Source organism: Actinomadura syzygii (assembly GCF_008085905.1).
GTDB classification, from domain to species: Bacteria; Actinomycetota; Actinomycetes; order Streptosporangiales; family Streptosporangiaceae; genus Spirillospora; species Spirillospora syzygii.
Genome location: NZ_VSFF01000006.1, coordinates 490900 through 516573 on the forward strand (window position 1 = coordinate 490900; position 25674 = coordinate 516573).

Here is a 25674-nt window from a genome sequence, read left to right on the forward strand (position 1 = left end):
TTCAGTCATGGGCGAGGGACTCGACGATGGACGTCTTCGCGGCGCGCCGCGCGGGCATCACGGCGGCGCCCGTCCCGGCGAGGCCGGCGAGGGCGACGAACCCGATGACCTGCAGATAGGGCAGGGAGAAGATCGAGTCGGTGGCCATCGCGTTCGTCGCGGCCCAGCCGAACCCGATCCCGAGGACGACCCCGGTGAACGCACCGATCACCGCCATGACCAGGGCCTCCACGGACAGCATCCGGCGGAGCTGCCGCTTGGTGAGGCCGAGGGCGCGCAGCAGCGCGGACTCCCGCGTCCGCTCCACGACGGAGAGGGTCAGCGTGTTGGCGATGCCGAACAGCGCGATGACGATCGCCAGGCCGAGCAGCCCCCCGAAGATCATCAGGATCATGTCCACGGCCTTCGTCATCGTCTCCTTGAACTCGGCGCCGGAGACGACCTTCGCGGCCGGATAGGGGTGCGCCGCGTCGTCCACGGCCTTGCGGGCCTGGGACGCGGGCACGCCGTCACGGGTCTTGACGTAGATCGCGGACGGGTCGACCACACCGAAATACCGGGTGAAGTCGGACTCGGGCACGGCGATCCCGTCCAGCCCGGCACCCGGCGCGTACACGGCGGTGATCTTGACGGGGACGACGCCGTGCGCGGTCCTCACCTGAACGGTGTCGCCCATGCCGCGGCCGGGCTTCTTGGCGGTCTCGGAGTCGGCCATCCCCGTGCCCGGCTTGAGCGCGGCGGCCAGCGTCCCGTCCTTCATCTCGGGTTTCACGACCGAGCCGAGCGCGGCCGTGGTCATGGTGGAGACGGTCTCCTCCCGGCCCCCGACCCGGGCGTCCTTCTCGCGCGCCTCGATGACCTGGGCGACTTCGGGACGCTGCCGCAGCGTCCCGGCGAGCGCCTGCGGGAGGGTCCCGTCCCCGTCCTGGGTCTCGATCTGGAACTCGACGGGGAACTGCTCCTCCAGTTTGTGCACCGCCGTCGCCTTCCCGCTCGCCGCGATCACCGCGAACAGGCTCATCAGCCCGACCCCGACGGTCAGCGCGATCGTCGTGGTCGCGGTGCGGCGCGGGGCGCGCTGCGCGTTCGCGACGGCGAGCCGTCCGGGCACCCCGCCGAGCCGCGCCGGGACGGCCCCGGCGAGCCGGCCGAGCGGCCGGACCAGCGCCGGCATCGCCGCGATCACCGCGAGGAAGAACACGCCGCCGGCGAGCGCCACCACGTACATCGCGGCCTCGCCCTTCTCCATGGCGACCGAGCCGAGGGCGCCGACGGCGAGGCCGATGCCGCCGAGCAGCACGGCGATCACGGTGCGCGGCACGCCGAGGCGGAACCGTCCGCTGCCCGGCTCCAGGTCGGAGCGCAGCGCCGCGACGGGCGCGACGCGGGTCGCGGCGCGGGCGGGCAGGAACGCCGACAGGACGGTCACGGTGACGCCGACCAGGAGCCCGGCGATGATCGTCCGCACGGCGAGGGACGGCGCGGCCATGGCCACGTTCGCGTTGAGCCTGTTCACGCCGAACAGCGCGCCCTCGCCGAGGCCGACACCGGCGCCGATGCCCAGCAGCGAGCCGACCAGGCCGACCACCGCGGACTCCACCAACACGCCGCCGAAGACCTGGCGGCGGGTGGCGCCGACGCAGCGCAGCAGCGCCATCTCGCGCATCCGCTGCGCGATCAGGATCGAGAACGTGTTGTAGATGACCAGCGCGGACACCAGCATCGCCACGAGCCCGAAGATCAGCAGCCCGGTACGGATGATCTTCGTGTCCGCGCCCGCCGCCTTGGCCAGCCTCGCACCGAGCTCTGCCCCGGTGTAGACGTCGTAGGACGAACCCACGGCACCCTTCACAAGGGTCTTGCCGCCGCCCGCGATGTCGAGTTCCCGGTACGTCTTCTCACCGGTCATCAGCATGGTCGTGGCGGCGTCGAAACCCACGGCTCCACGGAAGCTCGCGTCCTGGTCGATGCCGAAGTCGACCAGGCCGACCACCTTGAAACCGTGCGGGCGGTGCTGCTTGTCGAGAATCGTGACCGTGTCGCCGACCGTGTAGCCCTCGCGCTTGGCCACCGCCGTGTCGAGGACGGTCTCCCCGCCCCCGGAGGGAGACCGTCCCTTGTCCATCTCGTAGCGCAACAGCCGTCCGGACGGCACGGACATGCCGACGGTGGGGGAATCGCCCACCGCCTTACCGTCCTTGCCGACCAACGCGGCATCGCCCTTGACCAGCCCCTGCACGTCGGTGACGCCGGGCAGCGCACGCACTTTCTGGAACACAGCGGCCGGAATGCCATCGTCGGCCCTGCCGACGCCGGGCTGCACCGCGACGTCGACCTTGTCGGCCGAGCGGGCGAAGGTCTTGGCGACGCCCTTATTCATCGTGTCGGTCAGGACGAACGTCCCGGAGATGAAGCCGACGCCGAGGGTGATGGCCACGGCGGTCAGCACCAGCCGCAGCTTGTGGGCGCGCAGGCCCGCGAGGGTCGTGCGCAGCATCACGCCTCCAGGCTCTTGAGCCGGTCGAGCACCGCACCCGGAGTCGGTCCGACGATCTCCGACACGATCTCGCCGTCGCGCAGGAACACCACCCGGTCGGCGTACGAGGCGGCCACCGGGTCATGGGTGACCATCACGATCGTCTGGCCCATCTCGCGGACGGACGCGCGCAGGAACCCGAGGACCTCCGCGCCCGCGCGGGAGTCAAGGTTGCCGGTCGGCTCGTCCGCGAAGATCACCTCGGGGCGGGCGACGATCGCGCGGGCGCATGCGACCCGCTGCTGCTGGCCGCCGGACAGCTCGCTCGGCCGGTGCCGCAGCCGGTCGCGCAGCCCCAGCACGTCCACGACCTGCTCGAACCATGCGCGGTCCGGCTTGCGCCCGGCGAGATCCAGGGGCAGCAGGATGTTCTGCTCGGCGGTGAGCGTCGGCAGCAGGTTGAACGCCTGGAACACGAACCCGACCCGGTCGCGGCGCAGCATCGTGAGTTGCCGGTCGCCCATCCCGGTGATCTCGGCGTCGCCGAGGAGGATCCGTCCCGACGTCACCGTGTCGAGCCCCGCCAGGCAGTGCATCAGCGTCGACTTCCCCGACCCGGACGGCCCCATGATCGCGGTGAACGCGCCCCGCGCGAACGCGACGCCGACCCCGCGGAGCGCGTGGACCGCCGCGTCCCCCGCCCCGTAGACCTTCGACACACCCTCGGCGGTGACGGCCGGCGTGGCCGCGACGGCTCCCCCGGCGCGTCCTGGCGGGTCGGTGAACGTGCTGGTCACGGCTGCTCCTCGGGTCTCGGACGAACGATGACCACGTTAGGAATCCGCGCCGTGCCCCGGCATCGGTCTGGCGGCTACATCCCGCGTCAGCCTCGCGGCTACCGGGCGTAATCCACTGGGCTACACGGCGTCCGCGCATACGACCTGAGGATTACGCCTTCGGGCTACAGCCCCCGTCCGACCTGCGGGGACGCCTTTCGTCCGGCCTGCGGAAACACCGAGGCGCCGGAGATCTGAACGATCTCCGGCGCCCGGTCGCCGGGCATCCGCGCCCGCCGGTGACGCGCGTCAGCCGTTCTCGACCGACGCACCGCCCTTGCAGTGGGCCGACGCGATGCCGATCACCGCGATGGCGTTGCCGCACACGTTGATCGGGATGGAGATCGGCGCGTTCACCTGGTTCCCGCCCAGGATCGAAAAGTTCCCGCTGGTGTGGTTGCCGTTGAACTGGCCGTGGTGATGGCCCTTCGGATGGCACTTGTGGTGGCAGTGGCCGTGGCCGCCGCCGTAGACCGACGCGTAGGCGGGCGTCGCGACCAGGGCGGAGCCGGCGAGGGCAAAGCCGAGGATGCCGGTGGCGGCAAGCTTCTTGAGCACGAAGAGGTCCTCCCGTACGTGGGCTTAGCAGGCCCGTTCTGACAAGTGCCGACGTCGCCCCCAAAGGCGACGTCGCGTACGGTAGTTACCCCGCTACTCTCTGGCAGGACATTTGCGTGGTTCATGGCGAAGGCAAATGACCACCAGCAGACGACAAGCCGCTACGCGGAGTTGTCGCCTTGGCCGCTTTTGACCAGCCCTGTCTCGTAAGCGAACACGACGGCCTGCACCCGATCGCGAAGCCCCAGCTTCATCAGGATCCGCCCCATGTGCGTCTTCACGGTGGCCTCCGAGACGTACAGCCGCGCCGCGATCTCCGCGTTCGACATCCCGCGCGCGACGAGCCGCAACACCTCGCCCTCACGGTCGGTGAGGCTCTCCAGCGCACCGTTCGCCTTGGCCTCCGCGTCCGGCAGATGGACGGCGAACCGGTCCAGCAACCGCTTCGTCGTGCTGGGCGCGACCACGGCGTCCCCGGAGTGCACCGACTTGATCGCCTCGATCAACTGCGCCGGGCCCGCGTCCTTCAGCAAGAACCCGCCGGCACCCGCCTTGATGGCCGCGAAGGCGTACTCGTCCAGGTCGAACGTGGTCAGGATGACGACTTTCGGGCCGGAACCGGCGACGACATTGCGGGTCGCTTCGATACCGTCCATCCGCGGCATCCGGACGTCCATGAGAACTACGTCCGCCCGAGTGCCGCGTAGCAGTTCCAGGGCCTGCACCCCGTCTCCGGCCTCGCCGACGACCTCGATGTCGGGTTGCGCGTCCAGCACCATGCGGAATCCGGCCCGCACGAGCTCCTGGTCGTCGACCAGCGCGACCCGGATCGGCGGCGCCAACTCGTCCGCATCCGTCATGTGGCCCCCACTTCCTCCCGTACCGGTATCCACGCCACCACCTCGAAGCCTCCTCCGGAACGGGGTGCGGCACGGACTCGGCCCCCGTACACGGCGACGCGCTCGCGCATCCCGGCGAGACCATGCCCACGTCCGTCGTCGGGTGCGGCGGCACCCCGCCCGTCGTCGTCCACCTGGATTTCCAGGGCCTCGCCCGAATACCGCATCCGCACGGACACCGCTACGCGCGGACCTCCGTGCTTGAGCGTATTGGTCAGCGCCTCTTGGACGATCCGATAAACGGTCAACTGGCGTCCCTCCGACATGGGCACCGGCACCCCTTCCACCTCGTAAATGACGGGCAATCCGGATGCGCGTACTTGCTCGATCAAATCGTCCAGTTGTGCGACCCCAGGCTGAGGGGCGTACGCACCCACGTCGTCGTTCTCCCGCAGGACGCCCAGGAGGCGACGCATTTCCGCCAAGGCCAGCCGTCCCGTGTTCGAGATGGTCTCCAGCGCTTGCCTGGCCCGTCTTATGTCGGTGTCGATCGCGTAGGACGCGCCGTCCGCCTGCACCACGATGACGCTGACGTTGTGGGCCACGACATCGTGCAACTCACGGGCGATGCGCGCGCGCTCTGCGGCCATCGCCATCTTCACCTCGTTGTCGCGCTCCTGCTCCAGGCGAGCCGCTCGTTCCTCTACCGAACGCAGGTACGCGCGACGTGTCCGCATATGCAGACCCAGGACCCACACCCCTGCGACCACCACCGCGAGGATGGTGAACGTGGATTTCCTGGCGTTCGCGCCGGTCGGGTAACGGAAAGTCGCCATGGCCGCCCCCACTTCGCCGACCAATGCCGCCGCGATACCCCAGCGGAATGCGTAACTGGCAGTCACCGTGTACAACCCCATCAGGACGGCGACGTTCGCGGGCACGGGATTGACGCCCGCCAGGCATTGGACGCCAGAAATCAGCGCGACCACCACGAACACGGCACGCGGGTACGTCCGGCGCAGTACGAGCGGTGCGGTCAACGCGACCATCAACAGCGCGTACGTCCCCTTGGAAACCCCAAAGGGCTCCCTCAGCAGATCGGGCAGGGAGAGGAGCACCAGCGGAGCCGCGAAGAACGCATCGACCAGCGGCTTCTCACCCCGCAGCCAGTCCCATGCGCGCACCACCATGCCGACAGGGTACGTAGCCGCAGCTCAGCCCTGGATCAGCCACAAGTAGTACGCCCGTCGGCCACAGGACGGACCGAACGGACGACCCACCCACGGTAACGTCACCCTCGTGGACGCGTTGGTTACCGAGTGGCTGCCATGGCGCACCGCGATGGAGCGCGCGTTGTACGGGGACGGGGGCTTCTACCGTCGCGGCGAACGTCCCGCCGAGCATTTCCGTACGTCGGTGCACGCCTCCCCCCGGTTCGCTGCCGCCATCGCCCGCCTCCTGGTCGAGGTCGACGCTCTCCTCGGACGTCCAGACCGGCTGGACATCGTCGACATCGGCGCTGGGTCCGGACGGTTGTTGAGCAACATCCTGGGGTGCGTCCCGTCCGACCTTGCGCCGCGGCTGGCCCCGACCGCCGTCGAGATCGCGCCCCGCCCCGCCGACACCCCACTGGAGATCATCTGGCGCACCGACCTGCCGGACCGCATCACCGGCCTCGCCGTCGCGAACGAATGGCTCGACAACGTGCCGCTTGACGTCGTCGAGCACACTCCCGACGGCATGCGGACGGTGCTCGTCCAACCATCGACGGGCGTCGAGCGGCCCGGCCCGGCCCCGACGGACGAGGACCGCGCCTGGCTGGACCGCTGGTGGCCCCTGCACGAGCCCGGCGACCGCGCCGAGATCGGCCACCCGCGCTGCGCTGCCTGGGCATCCGTGATCGGACGCCTCTCCGGCGGTCTCGCCCTTGCTGTCGACTACTCCCACTCAGCCGACTCCCGCCCCGTGTACGGAACGCTGACCGGTTACCGGGACGGACTCACCGTCCCCGCCGTCCCGGACGGCTCCTGCGACGTGACCGCCCACGTGGCCCTGGACGCCTGCACAACCGCCGGAGAACGAGCCGGGGCCACGTCCACCCTCCTGACCACCCAACGGAAGGCCCTGCGCGCCCTCGGCCTCACCGGCGTCCGCCCGGCCCTGTCCCTGGCCCACCAGAACCCCCGCGCCTACGTCTCCGCCCTCTGCCACGCAGGTGAGGACGCCGAACTAACCGACCCCTCAGGCCTAGGCAGCTTCGGCTGGCTGGCACAGACAGTGAACGTCCCAATCCCCACCGCCCTAACCACCTAACTCCCACCCACGCACACACCCCCGCTCCCGCCTCCGCGCACAGGGAGGGACCGCTCGCGCGCGGGCGCGCGCAACACGCGACGGGACGTGCACGCTAGGGACGCGCGCAGGAGGCCCGAGTGGGGTGCGGGGTCAGCGTTCTACGTAGAGGGCCTCCAGGCCGCGTAGGACGAAGCCGGGCTTCCATTTCGGTTCGGTGGAGAGGCGTAGGTCGGGTGCTGCGCGTAGGACGGCCGCGAACGACTCCGCGAGTTCGATGCGGGCCAGCGGTGCGCCCAGGCAGTAGTGGATGCCGAGGCCGAACGTGATGTGCGGGTTCGGCTCGCGTGACAGGTCGAGACGGTCGGGCTCGGCGAACACCTCCGGATCGCGGTTGGCAGACGCGAACTGCAAAGCCACCTCAGCCCCACGGGGAATGTCGACCCCGCCGACAGTGATGTCCTCCAACACCCATCGCTCGAACATCGGCGCTGGGGTGTCGTAGCGGAGCAGTTCCTCAACGGCCGTCGGGACGAGTGAAGCATCGGCCCGGAGGCGCGCGAGCTCCTCCGGATTGCGGAACAGGGCCCACCAGCTGTTGCCGGTCGCGTTGACGGTGGCCTCGTGGCCCGCGTTCAGGAGCAGGACGCAGGTCCCGATCAGCTCGTCCTCGGTGAGCCGGTCGCCATCGTCCATCACCTGGGCCAGAGCACTGATGAGGTCGTCGCGCGGCTCGTTCCGCCGCGTGCGGGCGAGGTCGCGCAGGTAGTCGGAGAACTCCAGGGCGGCGCGGACGGCGGTGTGCTGCACCTCCTCTGGCGGGTTGAGCTCGTACATGCCGCAGATGTCGGCGGACCACGGGCGCAGCAGATGCCGCTCCTCCACCGGCACGCCGAGCATTTCGGCGATCACGTTCACCGGCAGCGGCTCGGCGACCTCGGCGAGCAGGTCGCCGCCGCCCTTGTCCGCCAGCGCCCCGGCCAACTCCCCGGCGAGCCGCTGGATCGTCGGCCGCAGCTCCTCCACCATGCGTGTCGTGAACGCCTTGGACACCAGGCGTCGCAAGCGCGTGTGGTCGGGCGGCTCGAGGTCCAGCATCCCGGCGCGGACCAGGTCCCAGAACGGCTTGAGGAAGTCCGCCTCCGGCGCCTGGCCGAACTCCTCATGGCTCGCGATGTGGAGATACGTCCGTCCGAGGCGCCGGTCCCGCAGCAGCGCGTTCACGTCCTCGTACCGGCTGATCACCCATTGCCCGGTGGCCTCGTCGAAGAACACGGGCCGCTCGGCACGGAGCCGCTCGAACACCGGATACGGATCTGCGACGAAGTCAGGAGACCAGGGGTCATAGACCAACTCGCTCATGTCTCGACGATATTCGCATTCGGCGAATCAGCCCACCGTCCAACGCCTCCCAACCATCCCCGGTGGACAATCCACAACAATGACGTGCCTGGATGAGCTGTGGGCCACACCGCCGTCGGCCCCCCACTCATTAGTCGCGAGCAGCAACGAATCGCACAGATGCCCCCTTTTAGGCTCCGTGTCGTTTGGGCGGTCGGCCCGCCTCCCCCCAGCGGCGGGCCGACCTGAATCCATGGTGATGGGGCGCGGGGCAGTCCGGAAGTAGAACGTGGTTCTGTGGATAACCCGTCAGCGGGCCCAGCGGGTCGGGTCTCCGCCTCCGGCTCGGCGGGCGGCCTGGGCGCGGCGGGCCGTCGACTCGACGATGGCGCGCGCCTCGCCCAGCTCGCGGTCGGTGGCCGCGACCTGTACGGGTCCGGGAGGCGCGTCGACATGGACGGTGGCCAGCCCGACGAGGCGCTGGAGAGGGTTCGCGGTGAGGCGGACGCTCTGTGCGCGCGCGTGGGCGATCACGTCGGTGCGGCGGCACGGCCAGCCGTGGCGGGTCACGAACACGACATCGTCGGTGCCGGCGCCGTCCGCACGGTCGATCGCCACGGCCCTGGACGAAGCAGCCACCAGAGGGACGGCGTCGACCTGCGTCCCGGGAAACACCTGCGAGACAAGGTGCATCGCGACGTGACGAGGCGCGACGGGCAGCAAAGTCGACGACAGGGCCTGCCGCTCACCCGCGTAGCCAGCGACCGTGACCTCGACCCGAGCCCAGCCCAGGCTCCGCCAGACCGAAGGCTCGATGATGCTGACGGCCTGGACGCGCCCCGGGGGCAGGGTCTGCATCCGGGTCTCCAGGAGGCCGTACCGCAGGCGTATCCCGTCCGGTGACATGGCGACCGTGAAGTTGGCGTACATCACCAGGGGGGCGATCACAGCGCGGATGAGCCCGAGCAGAACAGGAATGGTGACGGCCAGGATGCCGCCCTCTGCGTACATCACCAGGAACAGCACGGAGGCGAAGAAGAGCAGAACCGTGCCGAGGACGGGCAGGCGCAGGATGAGGGACGCGAGCAAGCTTCCGAACGAGACATGCCAAATAAGCCGTTCAGGCGCCTCGGGCGTGTGACCGGGGAGCCCGGCGGCACGAGCCAGAAGTTCGGCGCGCAGTTGTTGGGCGGAGTTACGTCCCAGATAGCGGAGCGCGATCTCGCTACGTTCACCGCCCGCCAACTCCACTCGCACCTCTGCCAGGGCGAAGACGCGCGTCACGAGCGGACGGACGAGGTCGATGGCCTGCATGCGCGACAACGGGATCCGGCGCTTGTTCTTGCGGAGCAGACCGGTCTCGACAACGAGATCGTCACCGTCGATACGGAAACGTAGAGCGAGCCACGTCCAAAGACCCGTCCCCACTGCAACGAACCCCACCGGGACGGTCACGATGACAAATCGTCCAATCACCTCTGGAGTGAGCGCCAGGGTGATGCCGTCCCCTGTCTGGGTGAGCAGCAAAGGGAAGCCGAGCAGGACGAAGTAGACGATGAGAAAAATGAACGCGCGCAGTGGAGCCGTCGCCCAGTGCAGCCTGTGCGTGCCCTCGGAGAACCGGACCGGCGGACGGTAACCCGCATACGGAGGCTGAGGCGGCCCGTAGGGCGGACCCGGATGCGGGCCGGGCTGAGGTCCATGCTGAGGTCCATAAGGAGGGCGCGGACCATAGGGCGGCACAGGAGGACCATAAGGGCCGGGCGGTCCTGGCCGTCCATACGGACCGGACGGCCCATACGGACCGGGCGGGCCAGGCGGGCCGTAGGGGCCGTTCATAGCCCCATGCTCCGCTCCTCGCCCTTCTGGGCGAGGCGGTCGCGCAACTGGGCAGCCTCCCAGGCCCGTAGGCCGGGAATGGTGGCGTCCGTCGCCGCGGCCGCCGTGTGCATCCGGACGGTGGCGACACCCATCCAACGCTCCAGCAGCCCCGCTGTGACGTCCACGAACTGCATCCGCCCGTAGGGGACGACGATGAGCCGCTTCACCAGGACCCCATGAGTCACGATGAGGTCGTCCGCACGCTCGGCGTATCCGTAGGCACGGCGGTCAAGCTCGGCCATCACCCATGTGAGAACGGCGCCCAGCACGACGGCAGCGACCCACATGGCGGCTGGAACCACACCGCCGTTCCGCCACACGATGAACCCGCCCACACCCCCGATCGGCACCGCCCACAGCACGGCAGTGAGCAGCCTGTGCCAGGCATGCCGACTGGAGATGCGCGACCATTGCAGGCCGCCCCCTGCCGCGAACGCCTGGTCCGCCTGGTAGGCGGGGCTCCCGGATGGATGCGGGTTCGGCGGATAATTCGCCGGTACCTGGCCCTGCCCAGCCGCTCCTTGTCCAGACACGCCCTGACCGGACGGACCCGGAGGTCGACCGCCCTGGCCCGGCTGCCCGGATGGCAGGGGCGGATACGCCGCATCCTGGGCTCCAGGATCGGCGGCGGGCTCGTAGGGCGGTTCGCCGTGGCTCGGATTCATCGGGCCATAGTCAACCGGAAAACGAGTACCGCTCGCCATGCGACGATGAGGCGGTGACCCGAGTGGCGAAGACGCGACCATGACGACCGAACGCATCGTCGGTATCGGTGCGGGCGCCAAGGAGCTCGCCACCGAGGACATGACACTGAACATCGGCCCCCAGCATCCGTCCACGCACGGCGTGCTCCGGTTGAGGCTGACCCTGGACGGCGAACGCATCTCGGCGGCCGAACCCATCATCGGCTACATGCATAGGGGCGCGGAGAAGCTTTTTGAAGTCCGTGACTTCCGGCAGATCATCGTGCTGGCGAACCGGCACGACTGGCTGTCGGCGTTCTCCAGTGAGCTCGGCGTCGTTCTCGCCGTCGAACGGATGCTAGGCATGGAAGTCCCCGTGCGCGCCGTATGGACGAGGACGCTCTTGGCAGAGCTGAACCGCGTCCTCAACCACCTGATGTTCCTCGGCTCGTACCCACTGGAGGTCGGGGCCATCACACCCATCTTCTACGCCTTCCGTGAGCGGGAGGCGTTGCAGCGTGTGATGGAGGAGGTCTCCGGCGGACGGATGCATTACATGTTCAACCGGGTCGGCGGGCTGAAAGAGGAGCTTCCCGCCGGTTGGACGGCGCGCGCGCGGAGCACGGTCTCCGAGGTGCGTGCCCGCATGGGCGACATCGACGACCTCATCATGGGCAACGAAATCTTCCGTGCCCGGACGAGAGGCGTCGGTGTCCTCACACGAGAGCAAATTCTTCAGTACGGCGTGTCCGGGCCCATCGCACGCGCGTCCGGCGTCGACTTCGACCTCCGCCGGGACGAGCCGTACCTCGCCTACGGCGACCTCGACGTCCGTGTGGTCACCCGGACGGAAGGCGACTGCCTGGCCCGATTCGAGTGCCTCCTCGACCAGGTGCACGCCTCACTGGACCTCGCCGACGCCTGCCTCGACCGGCTGGCCGAACTCCCCCCGGGCCCCATCAACCAACGTCTTCCGAAGGTTCTGAAGGTCCCGGAGGGCCACACCTATGCCTGGACGGAGAACCCCCTGGGCATCAACGGCTACTACCTCGTATCGCACGGTGAGAAGACGCCGTGGCGCATGAAACTGCGGTCCGCGTCGTTCAACAACATCCAGGTCCTGACGGAACTGCTGCCGGGCAACCTGGTCGCCGACATGATCGCGATCCTCGGCTCGATGTTCTTCGTCGTGGGCGACATCGACAAGTAACCGTCCGAGTGATGGAGATTCAGGCGCGCGAGACGCCGTGGTCGCGCCGTTCCTCGTCCGGGTCCTTGGGCACGCGGCAGGCGTACTCCAGGAAGAACGCGGCCCCGACCAGGACGACGGCGGCGAGGAACGTGCCGCCGCTGACGAAGAAGTCGTGGCGCGGGGTGGGCTTGTCGAGCGACGCGACCAGGCTGGCGGCGAACCCCGCGAACACACCGGCGATGACCGCGGCGGCGTGGGCGCTGGCCTTGCCGAGGGCGGCGAGCCTCGCGACCGCCATCGGATCCAGGGGCTTGGGCGCCGACTTGCGGTTCGCGTCCCGGCCGCGCCCCCTGTCGGGCTTGCGGCGGATACGGCGCAGGACGTTCAACCCGGTGAAACCCTCGCCGAGGGCCAGCAGCAGCAGCGTCGGGACGGCCGTCCACGGGAGCGGCGGCAGCGACACGTACGCAGAACGCATCACCGCCCAGGTGATCACCGTGATGACGACCACGAGGGCGATGAGGAAGAGCGGGCGGGACGGTTTCATGCAGGCTGCTGCAGGGCCAGGTCTTCCCGGCGACGGCAGGTCGAAGGACCGCCCTCGGCCTGCTTGGCCTGGGCGAGGTCGCCGACGCGGCCGTGTCCGGGGAGGAGCACGTCCGGCTCGATGTCGGCCCACGGCACGAGAACGAACGCACGCTCGTGCGCGCGCGGGTGCGGGAGCGTCAGATCGGGGTCGTCGGACGTGATGTCACCGAACACGACGATGTCGATGTCGAGCGTGCGCGGCCCCCAGCGGACCTTGCGTTCCCGCCGCATCGACGTCTCGATGTTCAGTACTCGCTCCAGGAGGTTCTCCGGTGGGAGCCGGGTGTCCGCGACGAGCACGATGTTGAGGAAGTCGCCCTGCTCGGGGATCGTCTCGCCGGGCGGCGCGTAGGGGGCGGTTTCGTACACCGGGGAGAACGCCACGTAGTTCAGCCCGGGGGCGTCGAACAGCGCGTCCACCGCCTCCTGGATGTTGTCCAGGCGGTCTCCTAGGTTGCTGCCGATCGAGAACACGACCCGGTGCTCGACCAGCATGTGGCCGCCGGTGGCGGTGCGGTCGGGCATGCGGTCGGAAGCTGTCATGGGCGACTCCTCCTGATCTTCACGGCCACGTCCGTGAAGGGGTGCGGGACCGGGGCGCTCGGCTTGTGGACGGTGATCTCGACCTCCGTCACCGCCCTGTCTTCCAGACATATCTTCGCCAGCCGGTCGGCCAGCGTTTCGAGGAGGTCGACGGGCTCCCCCTCCACGACGGCGACCAGTCGACTGGCGAGCGTTCCGTAGTCGACGGTACGGGACAGGTCGTCCGCGGCGGCGGCGGGGCGGGTGTCGAGTCCGAGGACGGCGTCAACGACGAACTCCTGCCCCAGCTCACGTTCGGCGGGCAGGACGCCATGGCGTCCGCGCGCGCGCAGACCGCGCAGTTCGATGTGGTCGAGAGTCATTCTTCCTCTGCATCCACGACGTTGAGGACGGGGGATCCGTGGTGGAGCAGCAGCCGCCATTCCCCGTCCGCCCGTACGAACACGTTCGTGGCCACGATGCTTCCTCCTGCGAGAAATCCGGCCTCGGTGTCCTCGTCCGCGGTGAGGATGTTCTCCTTGCAGGTGACCACGGCGTGATCGCCGTAGACGTCTGTCTCGATGTCGGTCAGTACGAACTGGATGTACGTCGTGTTGGCCATGATGAGGGCCCAGGAACGGAGCACCTCTTCGCGTCCGCGCAGCATCGTCCAGCCTGGGTGCACGCAGGAGACGCCTCGCGCGTACTCGCCGTCGGCCCACACGTCGGACATGCGGTCGAAGTCACCGGCCTCGAACGCGGCATAGAACTCGGCGTGGACTTCGTCCACGTCAGCACGGTTCACGGCACGGCTCATGGACGGCGGCTCCCGTCGTCGGCGCGGCCGCCGGCCGCGGTCTGTCCTGGGCTCTGTTCGTCGGCGGGAGGAGCATCCTCAAGTGAGGGACGCGCCGCACGGAACGCGGCCGCCACCCGAACGGCGTCCGCGTTGGGTCGGACGCGGTGGACCCGCACGCACCACGCCCCCGCCGCCGCGATCAGGGACGTGACCGCCACGGTGGCGTCATCGCATTCGAGGAAGGGTCGCCGCGTACCATCCGGCTCGGCGAGCAACCTCGTGAGGAAGTTCTTGCGGGAGGCCCCCACCAGGACGGGATACCCGGCACCGGTGAACGCATCCAGATGGGCCAGCAGCGACCAGTTGTGCCCCGCCGTGGGACTCTTGGCGAAGCCCAGCCCTGGGTCGAGCACGATCATCGAGGGGTCGACGCCCTCGCGCACTACCGCGTCGACCCTGCGGAGCAGTTCGTCACGTACCTCGACCACCACGTCCGCGTAGACGGTGCGGGTCTGCATGTCATGGCTGTGACCGCGCCAGTGCATCACGACGTACGGAACGCCCGCGGCAGCGACGACCCGCGGCATTTCGGGGTCGGCCAGCCCGCCGCTGACGTCGTTTACCAGCCTGGCCCCTGCGCTAAGGGCGGCTTCGGCCACGTCGGCGCGCATGGTGTCGACGCTGACCGGAACGTTCTCGGCAGTGAGCGCCTCTATGACCGGGACGACCCGGCGGAGTTCTTCGTCCTGGGTCACACGCTGTGCCCCAGGCCGCGTGGACTCGCCGCCCACGTCGACGATGTCGGCGCCCTCCGCGACGAGGTCGAGCCCATGGCGGATGGCCTTCTCCGGGTCGAACCAGGCCCCGCCGTCCGAGAAGGAATCGGGGGTCACGTTGACCACGCCCATGACGAGGCAACGCCCTGGCGCGGGCAGCCCCGGAACGATGGCACCGGTCATGACTCAACCCTAAGCCTTGAACCGATCCCGGCGCGGCGGCGGCCTCCGAGGCCCGCCCCACCCGCCACCCGCCTCCCGGCGGCCCCTGCCGACCCGGCTCCACAACAGCGGAACGGGCCTCAGCTCAACGCTGAGGCCCGTTCGCGTAGCCAGCGATCCCGAGTCAGGGTCAACGCTCAGTAACGGCCCAGAATCAAGCTCATCGCCTCGGACCGCGTCTCGGCATGATCGCGGAAGTCGCCGCGCACCGCGGACGTCACGGTCTTCGCGCCCGGCTTCCGCACGCCGCGCATGGTCATGCACAGATGCTCGGCCTCGATCACCACGATCGCGCCGCGCGGTTCCAGCACGCTCATCATCGCGTCGGCCACCTGGCTCGTCAGCCGCTCCTGGACCTGCGGGCGACGCGCGTACACGTCCACCAGCCGGGCCAGCTTGGAAAGGCCGGTGATCTGCCCCTTCTTGTTCGGGGTGTAGCCGACGTGGGCCACCCCGTGGAAGGGCACCAGGTGGTGCTCGCAGACGGAGTACACCTCGATGTCCTTCACCAGGACCATTTCCTCATGGTCGGCGTCGAACACCGTCGTGAGCGCGTCCTCCGGCGTCTGCCGCAGCCCGGCGAACTGTTCGGCGTAGGCACGCGCGACCCTGGCGGGTGTGTCACGGAGACCGTTACGGTCGGGGTCCTCCCCGATGCCGATCAGGATCTCGCGCACCGCCTTCTCGATGCGGGCGTGGTCGAACCCGGGCGGCTCCTCCAGGATCCGTGCCTCGCCCTCGACGAACGCACGGCCCGCGTCCTGCGCGGCCTGCTCCGCCGTCCACCTCTCCTGCGCGGCGCCGGACGAGCCGCCCGAGGACGAACCCTCGTCCTCGGACCGCTCGTGCGCCGACGCCTCGTCCTGCTGATCTGCCAACGCGGTCAGCTTTCGCCCTGGGCCGGATCGGCCGCCTCTGAGGTGACCCCGCCCTGACCGTTGTTCTTGGTCAGGTCGGTGACGTCCTGCGGGCCGAGCAGGGCCAGCTCCTTGGGCGTCAGTACCGGCGGACGGTCGGACGGCAGGCGCTTGCCGTAACCCGTGTAGGAGTTCTGGTGCGGCCGCTTCTGGATCGGTGCAAAAATCCGGAGGACCTGCTCCTTGGAGAGGGTCTCCTTCTCCATCAGGTTGACGACGAGCTCGTCCAGGACGTCCCGGTACTCCACCAGGATCTCCCAGGCCGTGTCGTGCGCGGCCTCGATGTACCGGCGGACCTCATCGTCGATCGCGGACGCGATGTCCTCGGAGTAGTCACGTTCGTGGCCCATGTCGCGGCCGAGGAACACCTCGCCCTGACCGGTGCCGAACTTACGAGCGCCGAGACGTTCGCTCATGCCGTACTCGGTCACCATGTTGCGGGCGATCGAACTGGCCTTCTCGATGTCGTTCGAGGCGCCCGTGGTCGGCTCGTGGAACACGAGCTCCTCCGCGGTGCGCCCACCGAGCAGCATGGCGAGCTGGTCGGTCATCTCCGAACGGGTCGTGAGGAACTTGTCCTCCATGGGGAGGGTCATGGTGTAACCCAGGGCCCGTCCACGCGGCAGGATCGTCACCTTGTGCACCGGGTCGGAGTTCGGAAGAGCGTGCGCCACCAGGGCGTGCCCGCCCTCGTGGTAGGCGATGATCTTCTTTTCCTTCTCCGACATCACCCGGGTCTTGCGCTCCGGCCCCGCCATGACACGGTCGATGGACTCCTCAAGGGTGTCCATGTCGATCAGCTTGCGGTCGAAGCGGGCGGTGAGCAGCGCGGCCTCGTTGATGACGTTCGCGAGGTCCGCACCGGTGAAGCCCGGGGTACGGCGGGCGATGACGTCGAGGTCGACGTCCGGCGCGAAGGGCTTGCCACGACCGTGCACGCGCAGGATGCCCTTGCGGCCCTCCAGATCGGGACGGTCCACGGTGACCTGACGGTCGAACCGTCCCGGACGGAGCAGCGCCGGGTCGAGGATGTCGGGACGGTTGGTCGCCGCGATCAGGATCACGCCGCCCTTGACGTCGAAACCGTCCATCTCGACCAGCAGCTGGTTCAGCGTCTGCTCGCGCTCGTCGTGCCCACCGCCGAGACCCGCGCCGCGGTGCCGGCCCACTGCGTCGATCTCGTCGATGAAGATGATCGAAGGGGCGTTGGTCTTCGCCTGCTCGAAAAGGTCGCGGACACGGGACGCGCCCACACCGACGAACATCTCGACGAAGTCCGAACCGGAGATCGAGTAGAACGGGACGCCCGCCTCACCCGCGACGGCACGCGCCAGCAGGGTCTTACCGGTGCCGGGCGGACCGTACAGCAGCACGCCCTTCGGAATCTTGGCGCCGATCGACTGGAACTTCGCCGGGTTCTGCAGGAAGTCCTTGATCTCTTCGAGTTCCTCCAGGGCCTCGTCGGCCCCGGCCACGTCGGCGAAGGTGGTCTTCGGAGTGTCCTTGGTGATGAGCTTGGCCTTGGACTTGCCGAAGTTCATCACCCGCGAGCCGCCGCCCTGCATCTGGTTCATGATGAACAGGAAGATCAGCACGATGACGACGATGGGCAGCAGGCTGAACAGCAGGTTCAGGAAGAAGCTCTGCTTCGGCACGTCGACGTTGTAGCCGCCGGACAGCTTGCCCGAGTCGGCCTGCCGCTGCAGTTGCTGCTGCAACTGGAGGCCCTGCCCGTCGACCCAGGACGCCTGCTGCTGCTTGCCGTTGGTGAGCGTCAGCTCGATCCGCTGGTCCTTATCAATGATCTTGGCGGACTTGACCTGCCCAGCGTTGATCTCCTGAACGACCTTGGAGGTGTCGACCTTCTCAAACGAACGACCGGGGTTGACGCCCCACATCACCAGGGCGACCAAGAGGCCGAACAGCAGGATCCACAGCAGCGGCCCGCGAAAATAGCGCTTCACGTCCATTTATCCGGTTACCCCTCCGGGGCCCGTCCCTCCTGACCAACGTCTGTGTACGATCCTCGTCCGTCCCGGGGGACGGATGCCGGGGCGACCTACAATGCGTCCCGCGGAAGGCCGACGCCCTGGGGCTCCGGTCCCGCCGCGGCGGCTTCCCTCGTATGGCTCCCCGACCCTAGGGCCCGGGACATCGACGGTACACCGCAGGATGCAGAAGACGCAGCCGACGCTGTTCTCCTGCATCCCTTCCATATACCCGTCAACGACCTTTGCAACGATTCGTCACGGTCCCTTGTTCCCTGAGGACGTCCTCAGAGCCCCTGACCGGGGCCTTAGCGCCCGATTCCGGTTCGGGTGCCCTCCGCGGTCCGCCCCAGGCGTTCACGCACCGTCAGCGCGCTCTGAGCGTCCTTGAGGGTCGCTCTCGGACGGAACCACGTCCCCGCAGACCAGGTTAGGCCCCACCGCCGCCGTACACATGCGGGGCCAGCGTGCCGACGAACGGCAGATTCCGGTACCGCTCCGCATAGTCGAGCCCATAGCCGATGACGAACTCGTTGGGGATGTCGAACCCGACGTACCTCACGTCCACGTCGGCCTTCACGGCCTCCGGCTTGCGCAGGAGCGCACAGATCTCCAGCGAGGCGGGGTTACGCGAGAGCAGATTGCTCACCAGCCACGACAGGGTCAGACCCGAGTCGACGATGTCCTCCACGATCAGGACGTGCCGGTCGAGGATGTCGGTGTCGAGGTCCTTCAGGATGCGGACGACACCGGACGACTTCGTCCCCGACCCGTAGGACGAGACCGCCATCCAGTCCATCGAGGCGGGCGAGTGCAGCGCGCGCGCCAGATCCGCCATGATCATGACGGCGCCCTTGAGGACACCGACCAGCAGCAGGTCCTTGCCCGCGTAGTCGGCGTCGATCTGCCCGGCGAGCTCCCGCACCTTGGCCTGCAGATCCGCCTCCGGGATCAGCACCTTCGCCAGGTCGGTGCCCAGGTCCTTCTCGTCCACAATCCCACCCTCATCGCTCAGACCTCGCCCGTCCGGTGGGACGGACACCCGCCGCGCGACGTTTTCGCCGTTCGCGCGGCGACGCCGTGCAGCAGTACGTGTGACGGTTCGCACACGGTGCGAGGTCAAACCGGGCCGAACAGCAGCTTCGCATACCGCCGGACGGCTCGAAGGCCCCCCGGCAGGTCCACGTGCCGCTGGCCGTGCCAGGCCGTGACCAGCCGATCCACTGCATCGACATGGACGGCCGCGAGCGTACCGGGTGGGCTGCCCGCGTCGATCGCCGCCGTCCGCAGTACGCGGGTCCGGACGGCTCTTGGCAGTTCAGAGAGCCCCTCCAGGCGGAGGGCGACGGTGTACCCGTCCTGGGCGTCCTTGAGGTCGCTGTAAGCCTGGACGGCGAGTTCGTCCAGGGCGTCGGCATCGTCCCGCAGCATCCTCGCCGTACGTGCCAGGGCTTGGGCCACCCCTGGGCCCAGAGTCTTTTCCAACGCGGGCAGAGCCTCATGCCGGACGCGCACGCGCGCGTAGGTCGGATCAATGTTGTGAGGGTCGTCCCAAGGGTCCAGCCCCATCGCCTTGCATGCCCGGCGCATGGTCGCACGATCGAGCCCCAACAGGGGCCTCAGATAGAGCACGCCTTGCTCGCGTCGCCCATCTCGCCCTTCCCCCAAGGCGGTTCTACGGAGGAACGCGGTTGGCATGCCTGAAAGCGACCGTGCTCCAGAACCTCGCGCCAACCCCAACAGGACGGTTTCGGCTTGGTCGTCCAGGGTGTGCCCCAGGAGGACGGCCGCGGCCCCCAACCGGTCTGCGGTCTGGTCGAGCGCGGTGTAGCGGGCATCGCGGGCGGCGTTCTCCGGGCCGCCCGTGCCGTCGACAGTGACGGCGACCGACCCGGACGGGTCAAGCCCAAGATCCGCCATCGTCCGGACAACGGCGTCGGCACGTTCGGCAGAGCCGTCCTGGAGGCCGTGGTCGATGGTGATCCCACCGGCAGGGCGCCCCTGCCTGGGCGCCTCAAAGGCCAGCGCACCCGCAAGCGCCAAGGAATCGACGCCCCCGCTGCACGCGGCGAGCACCATCCCACCCGGCGGGAGGTCGGCCAGAGCACGCCTTACCGCGAGACGTACCGTCGCCACTGCCGGATCAGGCCCCATGGGAAACCTCTACCACCGCGCGACGCTAGACGCCCACGGTGGATACCACGCGCCCTATGCCTGGCTCCTACGCCTGGTGGTTCTCATGCCTGATTGGCCTCGGGCGGCGCGTCGATGGCCCGCGGACCGATGACCCTGTCGATCCACAGGATCGGTTCCTTGATCTCGTCATGCGTGGGCAGAGCCTCGGGCGACTGCCACACCTGGTTGAAGCCGCTCATGCCGACCTCGGCGACGACCCTGCGGACGAACCGCGACCCCTCCGCGTACTGCTTCATCTTCAGGTCGATGCCGAGCAGCCGGCGGATCGACCTGTCGAGCCTGGAGCCGCCGTCACGCCGCCCCTGGAAGCGTGACCGGATCTGCTGCACCGATGGCACGACCTCTGGTCCGACGGCGTCCATCACATAGTCGCCGTGCCCTTCGACCAGTGTCATGACCGCGGTGAGGCGGTCGAGGATCTCGCGCTGCTCCGGGGTCTGGATCGCGTCGATGAGGTTGGCGTCGCCACCACGCACGGCGTCCGCGACCGCTTCCGCTGCGTCCTTGATGCGGTCGAGCATCACGCCTGGGTCGAGGTCGGAAGCGAGCAGGAATTGGGTCATCTGGTCTTGCACGTACTCCCGCAACCACGGAACGCCGGTGAACTGAGCGCGATGCGTCTCCTCGTGCAGACAAACCCACAGGCGGAAGTCATGTGGGTCCACACCGAGTTCTTGCTCGACGTGGACGATGTTGGGTGCGACCAGGGTCAGTCGTCCTGTAGGCGCCCGTCCGGACGGGTCCGGCGGCAGGAAAAGCTCGTACTGGCCCAGGACGCGACTGGCCATGTAGGCGAGGATCGCGCCGACCTGCATGCCGGTGACTCGTGACCCGACGGCCTGGACGACGACGTTGCCTGCGCCACCGAGCGGCCCGGGGCTGCGTCCTTCGGTCATCTGCTCCATGAGCGGTTCGAGCACCACCCGGAAACCGTCCACGTTGGCGCGGATCCAGCCGGGCCGGTCAACGACGGTCGCCGGGTCGGGATCGAGCTCCGAGGCCATGCCGGTGAAGTCGCGCACGTGCCCGTGGGCGAGCTTCGACAGTTCCCGCAGCTCCGCCACGACCGCACGGGCCTCGGCGTGGCTGACCTGCGGCCCCGGCCTGACGAGCCGAGTACCGGCCTGGACCGCCACGTTCCAGTCGATCATTGAGGCGCTCATGTACTCCACCGTACGTTTGGGACGTGGCGCCGGAGCGCCCTGCACAGTCGTTCAACGAACAACTGTTCTGGTTATCTCCCGTACGGCTCGCCCCACACTCCACCCCAAACCCCCATTACCTGGAACCCCAGCCGGACACCCCACCCCGAACCGCAGGCCCAACCGCAGGCCCAACCGCAGGCCCCACCCACCCGGGGGCGGACCGTACCCCTCCACCCTCGCCGCCCCCGCCACCACGCGGAACCCCAACGCGAACTTGTGGATAACCCGACGTCAGCCGCACCCGCACGCGGCCACCGCAGCCGCCAACTGGTCGAGCCTGCCGGGATCCACCGGCCCCTTACCGTCCCCCGCCATGAACGCGAACGCGAGCAGCCGCCCGTCCGCGTCGTACGCGAGCCCCGCCAACGTGCTGACCCCCGCGAGCGTCCCCGTCTTGGCGCGCACCATCCCCGCACCCGCCCGGCTGGACGGCACCGTGTAGCGCGGAGGGCTCAACGTCCCGGAGAACCCTGCGATGGGCAGGCCGGTGATGACCGATCGAAGCTCCGGATGGTCCTCGCCCGCAGCGAGCGAAACGATTCGAGCAAGAGCAACCGGCGAAATGCGGTTGCGCGTGGACAACCCACTGCCGTCGTTGACCAGGACCCCCGCTTCCACACCCAGCTTGGCGAGAACCTGTTCGACGGCCTGCGCCGCGTCCGCGAACGACGCCGGACGGCCCAGCTTCATCGCCACCTGCCTCGCCACCGCCTCGGCCACATCGTTGTCACTGTCGGTCAGCAAATGTTCCACCAGAGCGGACATCGGCGGTGATTGGACGGCACCGAGCCGAACGGCGCCCTTCTGCGCGAACGTCCTCCGCCCTGCCTTCGCGCCCACCCCGTTCATGGACAGCAGCCGCGCGAACTCCCCCGCGGCAACAGCAGGTGGGTCGGAAACCCGCGTCTTCTTGGACGGATCCGCCGGAGCCACACGTCCCTCATCGACCGTCAGGGCCGTGACAGGTGCGACCTCACCGTCCGGCATGTAATTCGGCTTCCACCCAGCAGCGGTGCGAGGACCTTGGTACGCGGACACGTCATAGTCCACGCGCACACGCCGGACACCGGCCGCCTTCAACGCTGAGGCCGTCTGCCGGGCCAGGTCTAGAAGCGAGGCGTACGGCGGATGGCCTGCATCAGGCCGTGTGGGGAGGGCCGTCAAGGTAGGATCTCCGCCTCCGACGAGTACGATCCCGCCACCGTTGCCGCGTACGACCTGCGTGGTGATCCGGTGCTCGGGACCCACCGAGGCAAGCGCCGCCACCGATGTCACCAATTTCGTAGTAGAGGCGGGGGTCGCGGGACTGTCGGCATGGCGCTCGAACAGGGGACGCCGGGTCGCCGCGTCGATGACCACCGCATTGATCTTCGTCTCAGGCCCCCCGATCAGCGTGGAGAGCCGTCCGCCCAGGACGGAAGCGTTGGGCAGACGCCCGGACGTCAGATCGGCTGCGGCGATCGACGTCGAGGCAGGGGCCCGCACGATGTCACGCACCGCCACACCGGGCGGCTGCGGGGACAAGTGCCGTTCAGGTGTGAGTTTTACCACTGCGAGCCCAGCGGCGACGGCGAAAACGTTAAGGAGGGACAGCGACAGCACCACGAGGGCGGGGGCCCGTCCAGGCACGTGACCGTCCCTCTCCCACTCAGCACTCACCAACGTGCGACATCCTTATATAAGGGAAACACTCGCCTGTGGGGTCGGCCTCGCCCACGGGCTCCCGAAAGACTATGTACTGCACGCGCGCAGGGAGCGGAGGACATCTTGGATTTCGACGTCACCATTGAGATCCCGAAGGGCCAGCGGAACAAGTACGAGGTGGACCACGAGACCGGTCGCATCAGGCTCGACCGCATGCTGTTCACCTCGACGCAGTATCCGGCCGACTACGGGTTCATCGAGAACACCCTCGGCGAGGACGGCGACCCCCTGGACGCACTGGTCCTGCTGCAGGAGCCGACGTTCCCGGGCTGCCTCATCCGCTGCCGCGCGGTCGGCATGTTCCGGATGACCGACGAGGCCGGTGGTGACGACAAGGTCCTGTGCGTCCCCGCGACCGACCCCCGGATGGAGCACCTCCGCGACATCCATCACGTCGCCGAGTTCGACAGGCTGGAGATCCAGCACTTCTTCGAGGTCTACAAGGACCTCGAGCCCGGCAAGTCGGTCGAAGGAGCCAGCTGGGTGGGACGGGTCGAGGCTGAGGTGGAGATCGAACGTTCCCACAAGCGCGCGGCGGACCAGGGCGGCCACTGAGCATCGGCCGGGCAGGCCGACCGGTTCCACATCCTGACCCATCGCGAGGCCGTATGAAGACCAGAGCCGGGAGTCGCGGACGGCGCTGATCCGCTCCCCCGTCCAGCGACACAGCTCGTGAAGAACCCTTCCGCGGGAGACGCCCTGCGGAAGGGTTCTCGTCTTCAGCGGCAGTCACGGGCCGCCTGGAGCGAGCCAGAGCGGGGAGCTAGGGGGACGCCAGGTCGGCCTTGCCTTCAACCAGAAGGACGGGTCGCACCGATCAAGTCGCTTCGGTGGATGCTGGAGACACGCACCCGCGCGCCTGTGTAAGGCGCTTCGACCATACGGCCGTCACCGACGTAAATGCCCACATGGTGGATGGTGTTGAGGTCGGACGGGTCCCTGGCGAAAAAGACGAGATCTCCTGGACGCAACGCATCGATAGGGATGTGCGGCCCCGATGTCCATTGCGTACCGGTCCAGTGGTCCAGGTACACCCCGGCCTTGCCCCATGCATACATCGCCAGACCGGAACAGTCGAAGCCCTGTGTTTCGGCCCCCTGTGCCACACCGTAACTTGGCCCAGCCACGGTGCCTCCACCCCACGAGTACGGAGTTCCGAGCCACTTCAACGCGGCCCGCGCAGCAATGGCCCCGCGCACGGCAGATACGGCCAGCACGGGACGTACTGAATTGGTAAGAGTGGCCCGAGCCTTACGTGCCTCTGCCTTCTCCAGCGCCCGTTCCCGCGCGCGCTTGACCCGTGCCGCATGCTCCTGGGCCCTGCCAAGACGACGCTCCAGCCGGCGCTTCTCCGCTTCGATTCGGTGTACGGAAGCCTGTTGCCTGGCCACTGCGTCCTGCGCGACACGTTTGGCCTCGTCGGCGCGACTCGTCGCCACCGTCTGCTCTTGAGAAGCCGTCTGCGCCTGGTGCCGGAACAGATCAGCGACGGTCTTTGCCGCCTCGACGCGTTCGACCATAGCCGTACGCCTCTTGGTGAGCATCTCGACCATTCCCGCGCGGTCCATGAAGCCTTGGGGACCGCCATGGCCCACGAGCGCCGACGACATCTGATCGTATCCAGTGTTGTCGCGGTAGATCTGTGCGGCGAAAGATGCCAGTTCGGCTTGGGTCTCCTCTAGCCTCCTGTCCGCCTCGGCCGATCGCGCCAGCGTCTCCCCGTAGACCTGTCGGGAACGCTGCAGTTTGAGTTGTTCCCCGTGGTATCGCTCTATGGCGACCTCAGCGGCGACGGCGAGCCGGTCGAGTTCGCCGTCCGCCCGCGCAAGCTCGACCTTGGTCCGGCCGACTTCTGCGGCTTTTTCTCTGACCTCGCGTTCGCTTCGTTTAACGTCGCGCGCACTTGGGCCGGGCGTGGCGGTGGGACGCGCGGTTGCGGCCGGGCACAGGAGGCTCATGCCCATCGTCAGGCCGGTGGTGAAGGCGACCAACCGCAGCACCGCACCGCGGGAGGGGGATCGGGACGCATGACGGGTCTCGGCTGTGCCTGATGCCATGATCACGTCCTCCCCTCGCCATGCACTGCTTAGCGCAAATGATCACCTACGAAGAGTAGTTATCTCTGGCAAGGGCAGATACTTCCGCCCCTCCGTCAGGGGCTGGACGTGGGGCCCGTAGTGGGAGGAATGGTCGTGGGTGATGACCCGGTAGACGGCGACGGACCTGATTTGTCACTCGACGGTTGCGGTTCAGGCGACTGACCACCAGAAGACGACGGTGGCCTGGACGGTGCAGGCGTTTTGCTTGGGCGCTTGGTAACCGGCGGCGTGGTCGGGTTACCTGGTCCAGTTTGCGTTGGCTTCGGTGCGGGCGTGGGTTTCGAGCCTGGAGAATCGGGTCGCCAGGTGACGTTCACCCCGCTGCCGCCTGGCCGGAACGTAACGGTGCCAGTCCCGTGGGACTTCGACCTTCGCTCGACGTACACGCGCACCGTCGTGCTCTGTCCCGCCCCAAGCCTTCCTGAGGATGGATATACGCGAATGGGTCCACGGCTGGTCGCATGCCATGCCAGCGGTCCGCGATGAGCCTGGAGTTCTATCGAGCCTGACGTGCTGCCCGCCAAGTCCAGGAAGAGTCGCGACACCACAAGCTGACCCTT

The 25674-nt window shown here is 68.4% G+C and carries 23 protein-coding genes; 3 read left to right on the plus strand and 20 right to left on the minus strand.

The window, feature by feature from the left end; genetic code table 11:
* Window position 1 precedes the first annotated feature (1 nt).
* The 5 genes from FXF65_RS17535 to FXF65_RS17555 form a co-directional block, all read right to left on the minus strand.
* A complete protein-coding gene (locus FXF65_RS17535; RefSeq protein WP_148351026.1) occupies window positions 2-2497 on the minus strand; it encodes an ABC transporter permease in 2496 nt (831 codons plus the stop codon).
* Complete coding sequence (locus FXF65_RS17540; protein ID WP_187412353.1) at window positions 2497-3273, minus strand: ABC transporter ATP-binding protein; 777 nt, start codon at window positions 3271-3273, stop codon at window positions 2497-2499. The genes FXF65_RS17535 and FXF65_RS17540 overlap by 1 nt, the downstream gene beginning before the upstream one ends.
* A 288-nt stretch (window positions 3274-3561) precedes the next feature.
* Window positions 3562-3870 carry a chaplin family protein gene (locus FXF65_RS17545; RefSeq protein WP_246198841.1) on the minus strand — a complete coding sequence of 103 codons (309 nt, stop codon included), beginning with the start codon at window positions 3868-3870 and terminating at the stop codon, window positions 3562-3564.
* A gap of 161 nt (window positions 3871-4031) precedes the next feature.
* Window positions 4032-4730 (minus strand): response regulator transcription factor, encoded by a 699-nt coding sequence (locus tag FXF65_RS17550; protein ID WP_148351027.1) that lies wholly within the window; start codon window positions 4728-4730, stop codon window positions 4032-4034.
* Entirely contained in the window at window positions 4727-5899 is a 1173-nt protein-coding gene (locus FXF65_RS17555; RefSeq protein WP_148351028.1) for a sensor histidine kinase, read from the minus strand. The genes FXF65_RS17550 and FXF65_RS17555 overlap by 4 nt, the downstream gene beginning before the upstream one ends.
* A gap of 109 nt (window positions 5900-6008) precedes the next feature.
* On the opposite strand from FXF65_RS17555, the gene FXF65_RS17560 reads away from it, so the two are divergent.
* A complete protein-coding gene (locus tag FXF65_RS17560) occupies window positions 6009-7022 on the plus strand; it encodes an SAM-dependent methyltransferase (protein WP_342787370.1) in 1014 nt (337 codons plus the stop codon).
* A gap of 132 nt (window positions 7023-7154) precedes the next feature.
* Here the strand turns inward: FXF65_RS17560 and FXF65_RS17565 are convergent, their stop codons facing one another.
* The 3 genes from FXF65_RS17565 to FXF65_RS17575 form a co-directional block, all read right to left on the minus strand.
* The gene (locus tag FXF65_RS17565; RefSeq protein WP_148351029.1) at window positions 7155-8363 is read right to left on the minus strand and encodes a cytochrome P450; all 1209 of its coding nucleotides are present in this window, start codon (window positions 8361-8363) and stop codon (window positions 7155-7157) included.
* 288 nt (window positions 8364-8651) lie between these two features.
* Complete coding sequence (locus FXF65_RS17570; RefSeq protein ID WP_246198845.1) at window positions 8652-9869, minus strand: PH domain-containing protein; 1218 nt, start codon at window positions 9867-9869, stop codon at window positions 8652-8654.
* A 308-nt stretch (window positions 9870-10177) separates the two neighbouring features.
* Window positions 10178-10756 (minus strand): PH domain-containing protein, encoded by a 579-nt coding sequence (locus FXF65_RS17575; RefSeq protein ID WP_246198847.1) that lies wholly within the window; start codon window positions 10754-10756, stop codon window positions 10178-10180.
* Between the two features lie 211 nt (window positions 10757-10967).
* On the opposite strand from FXF65_RS17575, the gene FXF65_RS17580 reads away from it, so the two are divergent.
* Entirely contained in the window at window positions 10968-12116 is a 1149-nt protein-coding gene (locus FXF65_RS17580) for an NADH-quinone oxidoreductase subunit D (RefSeq protein ID WP_148351032.1), read from the plus strand.
* Between the two features lie 19 nt (window positions 12117-12135).
* Here the strand turns inward: FXF65_RS17580 and FXF65_RS17585 are convergent, their stop codons facing one another.
* The 11 genes from FXF65_RS17585 to dacB all read right to left on the minus strand — a co-directional run bounded on the left by FXF65_RS17585 (window position 12136) and on the right by dacB (window position 22916).
* Window positions 12136-12645 (minus strand): DUF3180 domain-containing protein, encoded by a 510-nt coding sequence (locus FXF65_RS17585; RefSeq protein WP_148351033.1) that lies wholly within the window; start codon window positions 12643-12645, stop codon window positions 12136-12138.
* Window positions 12642-13229, minus strand: a complete 588-nt coding sequence (gene folK / locus FXF65_RS17590) for a 2-amino-4-hydroxy-6-hydroxymethyldihydropteridine diphosphokinase (RefSeq protein WP_148351034.1) — start codon at window positions 13227-13229, stop codon at window positions 12642-12644. The genes FXF65_RS17585 and folK overlap by 4 nt, the downstream gene beginning before the upstream one ends.
* On the minus strand, window positions 13226-13591 hold the full coding sequence (gene folB / locus FXF65_RS17595) for a dihydroneopterin aldolase (RefSeq protein WP_148351035.1): 366 nt from the start codon (window positions 13589-13591) through the stop codon (window positions 13226-13228). The genes folK and folB overlap by 4 nt, the downstream gene beginning before the upstream one ends.
* Entirely contained in the window at window positions 13588-14025 is a 438-nt protein-coding gene (locus FXF65_RS17600) for a nuclear transport factor 2 family protein (protein ID WP_148351036.1), read from the minus strand. Before FXF65_RS17600 ends, folB begins: the two co-directional genes overlap by 4 nt.
* Entirely contained in the window at window positions 14022-14966 is a 945-nt protein-coding gene (gene folP, locus FXF65_RS17605; protein ID WP_378234402.1) for a dihydropteroate synthase, read from the minus strand. Before folP ends, FXF65_RS17600 begins: the two co-directional genes overlap by 4 nt.
* A 176-nt stretch (window positions 14967-15142) precedes the next feature.
* The gene (gene folE / locus FXF65_RS17610) at window positions 15143-15730 is read right to left on the minus strand and encodes a GTP cyclohydrolase I FolE (RefSeq protein ID WP_148351124.1); all 588 of its coding nucleotides are present in this window, start codon (window positions 15728-15730) and stop codon (window positions 15143-15145) included.
* Between the two features lie 158 nt (window positions 15731-15888).
* Window positions 15889-17892 (minus strand): ATP-dependent zinc metalloprotease FtsH, encoded by a 2004-nt coding sequence (gene ftsH / locus FXF65_RS17615; protein ID WP_148351037.1) that lies wholly within the window; start codon window positions 17890-17892, stop codon window positions 15889-15891.
* A gap of 448 nt (window positions 17893-18340) precedes the next feature.
* Window positions 18341-18904 carry a hypoxanthine phosphoribosyltransferase gene (gene hpt, locus FXF65_RS17620; protein WP_067902366.1) on the minus strand — a complete coding sequence of 188 codons (564 nt, stop codon included), beginning with the start codon at window positions 18902-18904 and terminating at the stop codon, window positions 18341-18343.
* Window positions 18905-19029: 125 nt separating this feature from the next.
* Window positions 19030-20064: a tRNA lysidine(34) synthetase TilS gene (gene tilS, locus FXF65_RS17625; RefSeq protein WP_148351038.1), complete on the minus strand. Its 1035-nt coding sequence runs from the start codon at window positions 20062-20064 to the stop codon at window positions 19030-19032.
* An 83-nt stretch (window positions 20065-20147) separates the two neighbouring features.
* Window positions 20148-21257, minus strand: coding sequence for a zinc-dependent metalloprotease (locus FXF65_RS17630; RefSeq protein ID WP_148351125.1), 1110 nt, complete (start codon window positions 21255-21257; stop codon window positions 20148-20150).
* A gap of 285 nt (window positions 21258-21542) precedes the next feature.
* Entirely contained in the window at window positions 21543-22916 is a 1374-nt protein-coding gene (dacB, locus tag FXF65_RS17635; RefSeq protein ID WP_246198852.1) for a D-alanyl-D-alanine carboxypeptidase/D-alanyl-D-alanine endopeptidase, read from the minus strand.
* 162 nt (window positions 22917-23078) lie between these two features.
* On the opposite strand from dacB, the gene FXF65_RS17640 reads away from it, so the two are divergent.
* The gene (locus FXF65_RS17640) at window positions 23079-23570 is read left to right on the plus strand and encodes an inorganic diphosphatase (RefSeq protein ID WP_148351039.1); all 492 of its coding nucleotides are present in this window, start codon (window positions 23079-23081) and stop codon (window positions 23568-23570) included.
* A 236-nt stretch (window positions 23571-23806) separates the two neighbouring features.
* Here FXF65_RS17640 and FXF65_RS17645 read toward each other — a convergent pair whose 3' ends face one another.
* Window positions 23807-25072, minus strand: coding sequence for a C40 family peptidase (locus FXF65_RS17645; RefSeq protein WP_148351040.1), 1266 nt, complete (start codon window positions 25070-25072; stop codon window positions 23807-23809).
* Window positions 25073-25674 lie beyond the last annotated feature (602 nt).

Excerpts from the sequence above, each read along its gene's own strand:
- FXF65_RS17535 (WP_148351026.1), bottom strand. The coding sequence starts at position 2,497 with ATGCTGCGCACGACCCTCGCGGGCCTGCGCGCCCACAAGCTGCGGCTG.
- FXF65_RS17550 (WP_148351027.1), bottom strand. The coding sequence starts at position 4,730 with ATGACGGATGCGGACGAGTTGGCGCCGCCGATCCGGGTCGCGCTGGTC.
- FXF65_RS17555 (WP_148351028.1), bottom strand. The coding sequence starts at position 5,899 with ATGGTGGTGCGCGCATGGGACTGGCTGCGGGGTGAGAAGCCGCTGGTC.
- FXF65_RS17565 (WP_148351029.1), bottom strand. The coding sequence starts at position 8,363 with ATGAGCGAGTTGGTCTATGACCCCTGGTCTCCTGACTTCGTCGCAGAT.
- FXF65_RS17580 (WP_148351032.1), top strand. The coding sequence starts at position 10,968 with ATGACGACCGAACGCATCGTCGGTATCGGTGCGGGCGCCAAGGAGCTC.
- FXF65_RS17585 (WP_148351033.1), bottom strand. The coding sequence starts at position 12,645 with ATGAAACCGTCCCGCCCGCTCTTCCTCATCGCCCTCGTGGTCGTCATC.
- folK (WP_148351034.1), bottom strand. The coding sequence starts at position 13,229 with ATGACAGCTTCCGACCGCATGCCCGACCGCACCGCCACCGGCGGCCAC.
- folB (WP_148351035.1), bottom strand. The coding sequence starts at position 13,591 with ATGACTCTCGACCACATCGAACTGCGCGGTCTGCGCGCGCGCGGACGC.
- FXF65_RS17600 (WP_148351036.1), bottom strand. The coding sequence starts at position 14,025 with ATGAGCCGTGCCGTGAACCGTGCTGACGTGGACGAAGTCCACGCCGAG.
- folP (WP_378234402.1), bottom strand. The coding sequence starts at position 14,966 with ATGACCGGTGCCATCGTTCCGGGGCTGCCCGCGCCAGGGCGTTGCCTC.
- ftsH (WP_148351037.1), bottom strand. The coding sequence starts at position 17,892 with ATGGACGTGAAGCGCTATTTTCGCGGGCCGCTGCTGTGGATCCTGCTG.
- tilS (WP_148351038.1), bottom strand. The coding sequence starts at position 20,064 with ATGGGGCCTGATCCGGCAGTGGCGACGGTACGTCTCGCGGTAAGGCGT.
- FXF65_RS17630 (WP_148351125.1), bottom strand. The coding sequence starts at position 21,257 with ATGATCGACTGGAACGTGGCGGTCCAGGCCGGTACTCGGCTCGTCAGG.
- FXF65_RS17645 (WP_148351040.1), bottom strand. The coding sequence starts at position 25,072 with ATGGCATCAGGCACAGCCGAGACCCGTCATGCGTCCCGATCCCCCTCC.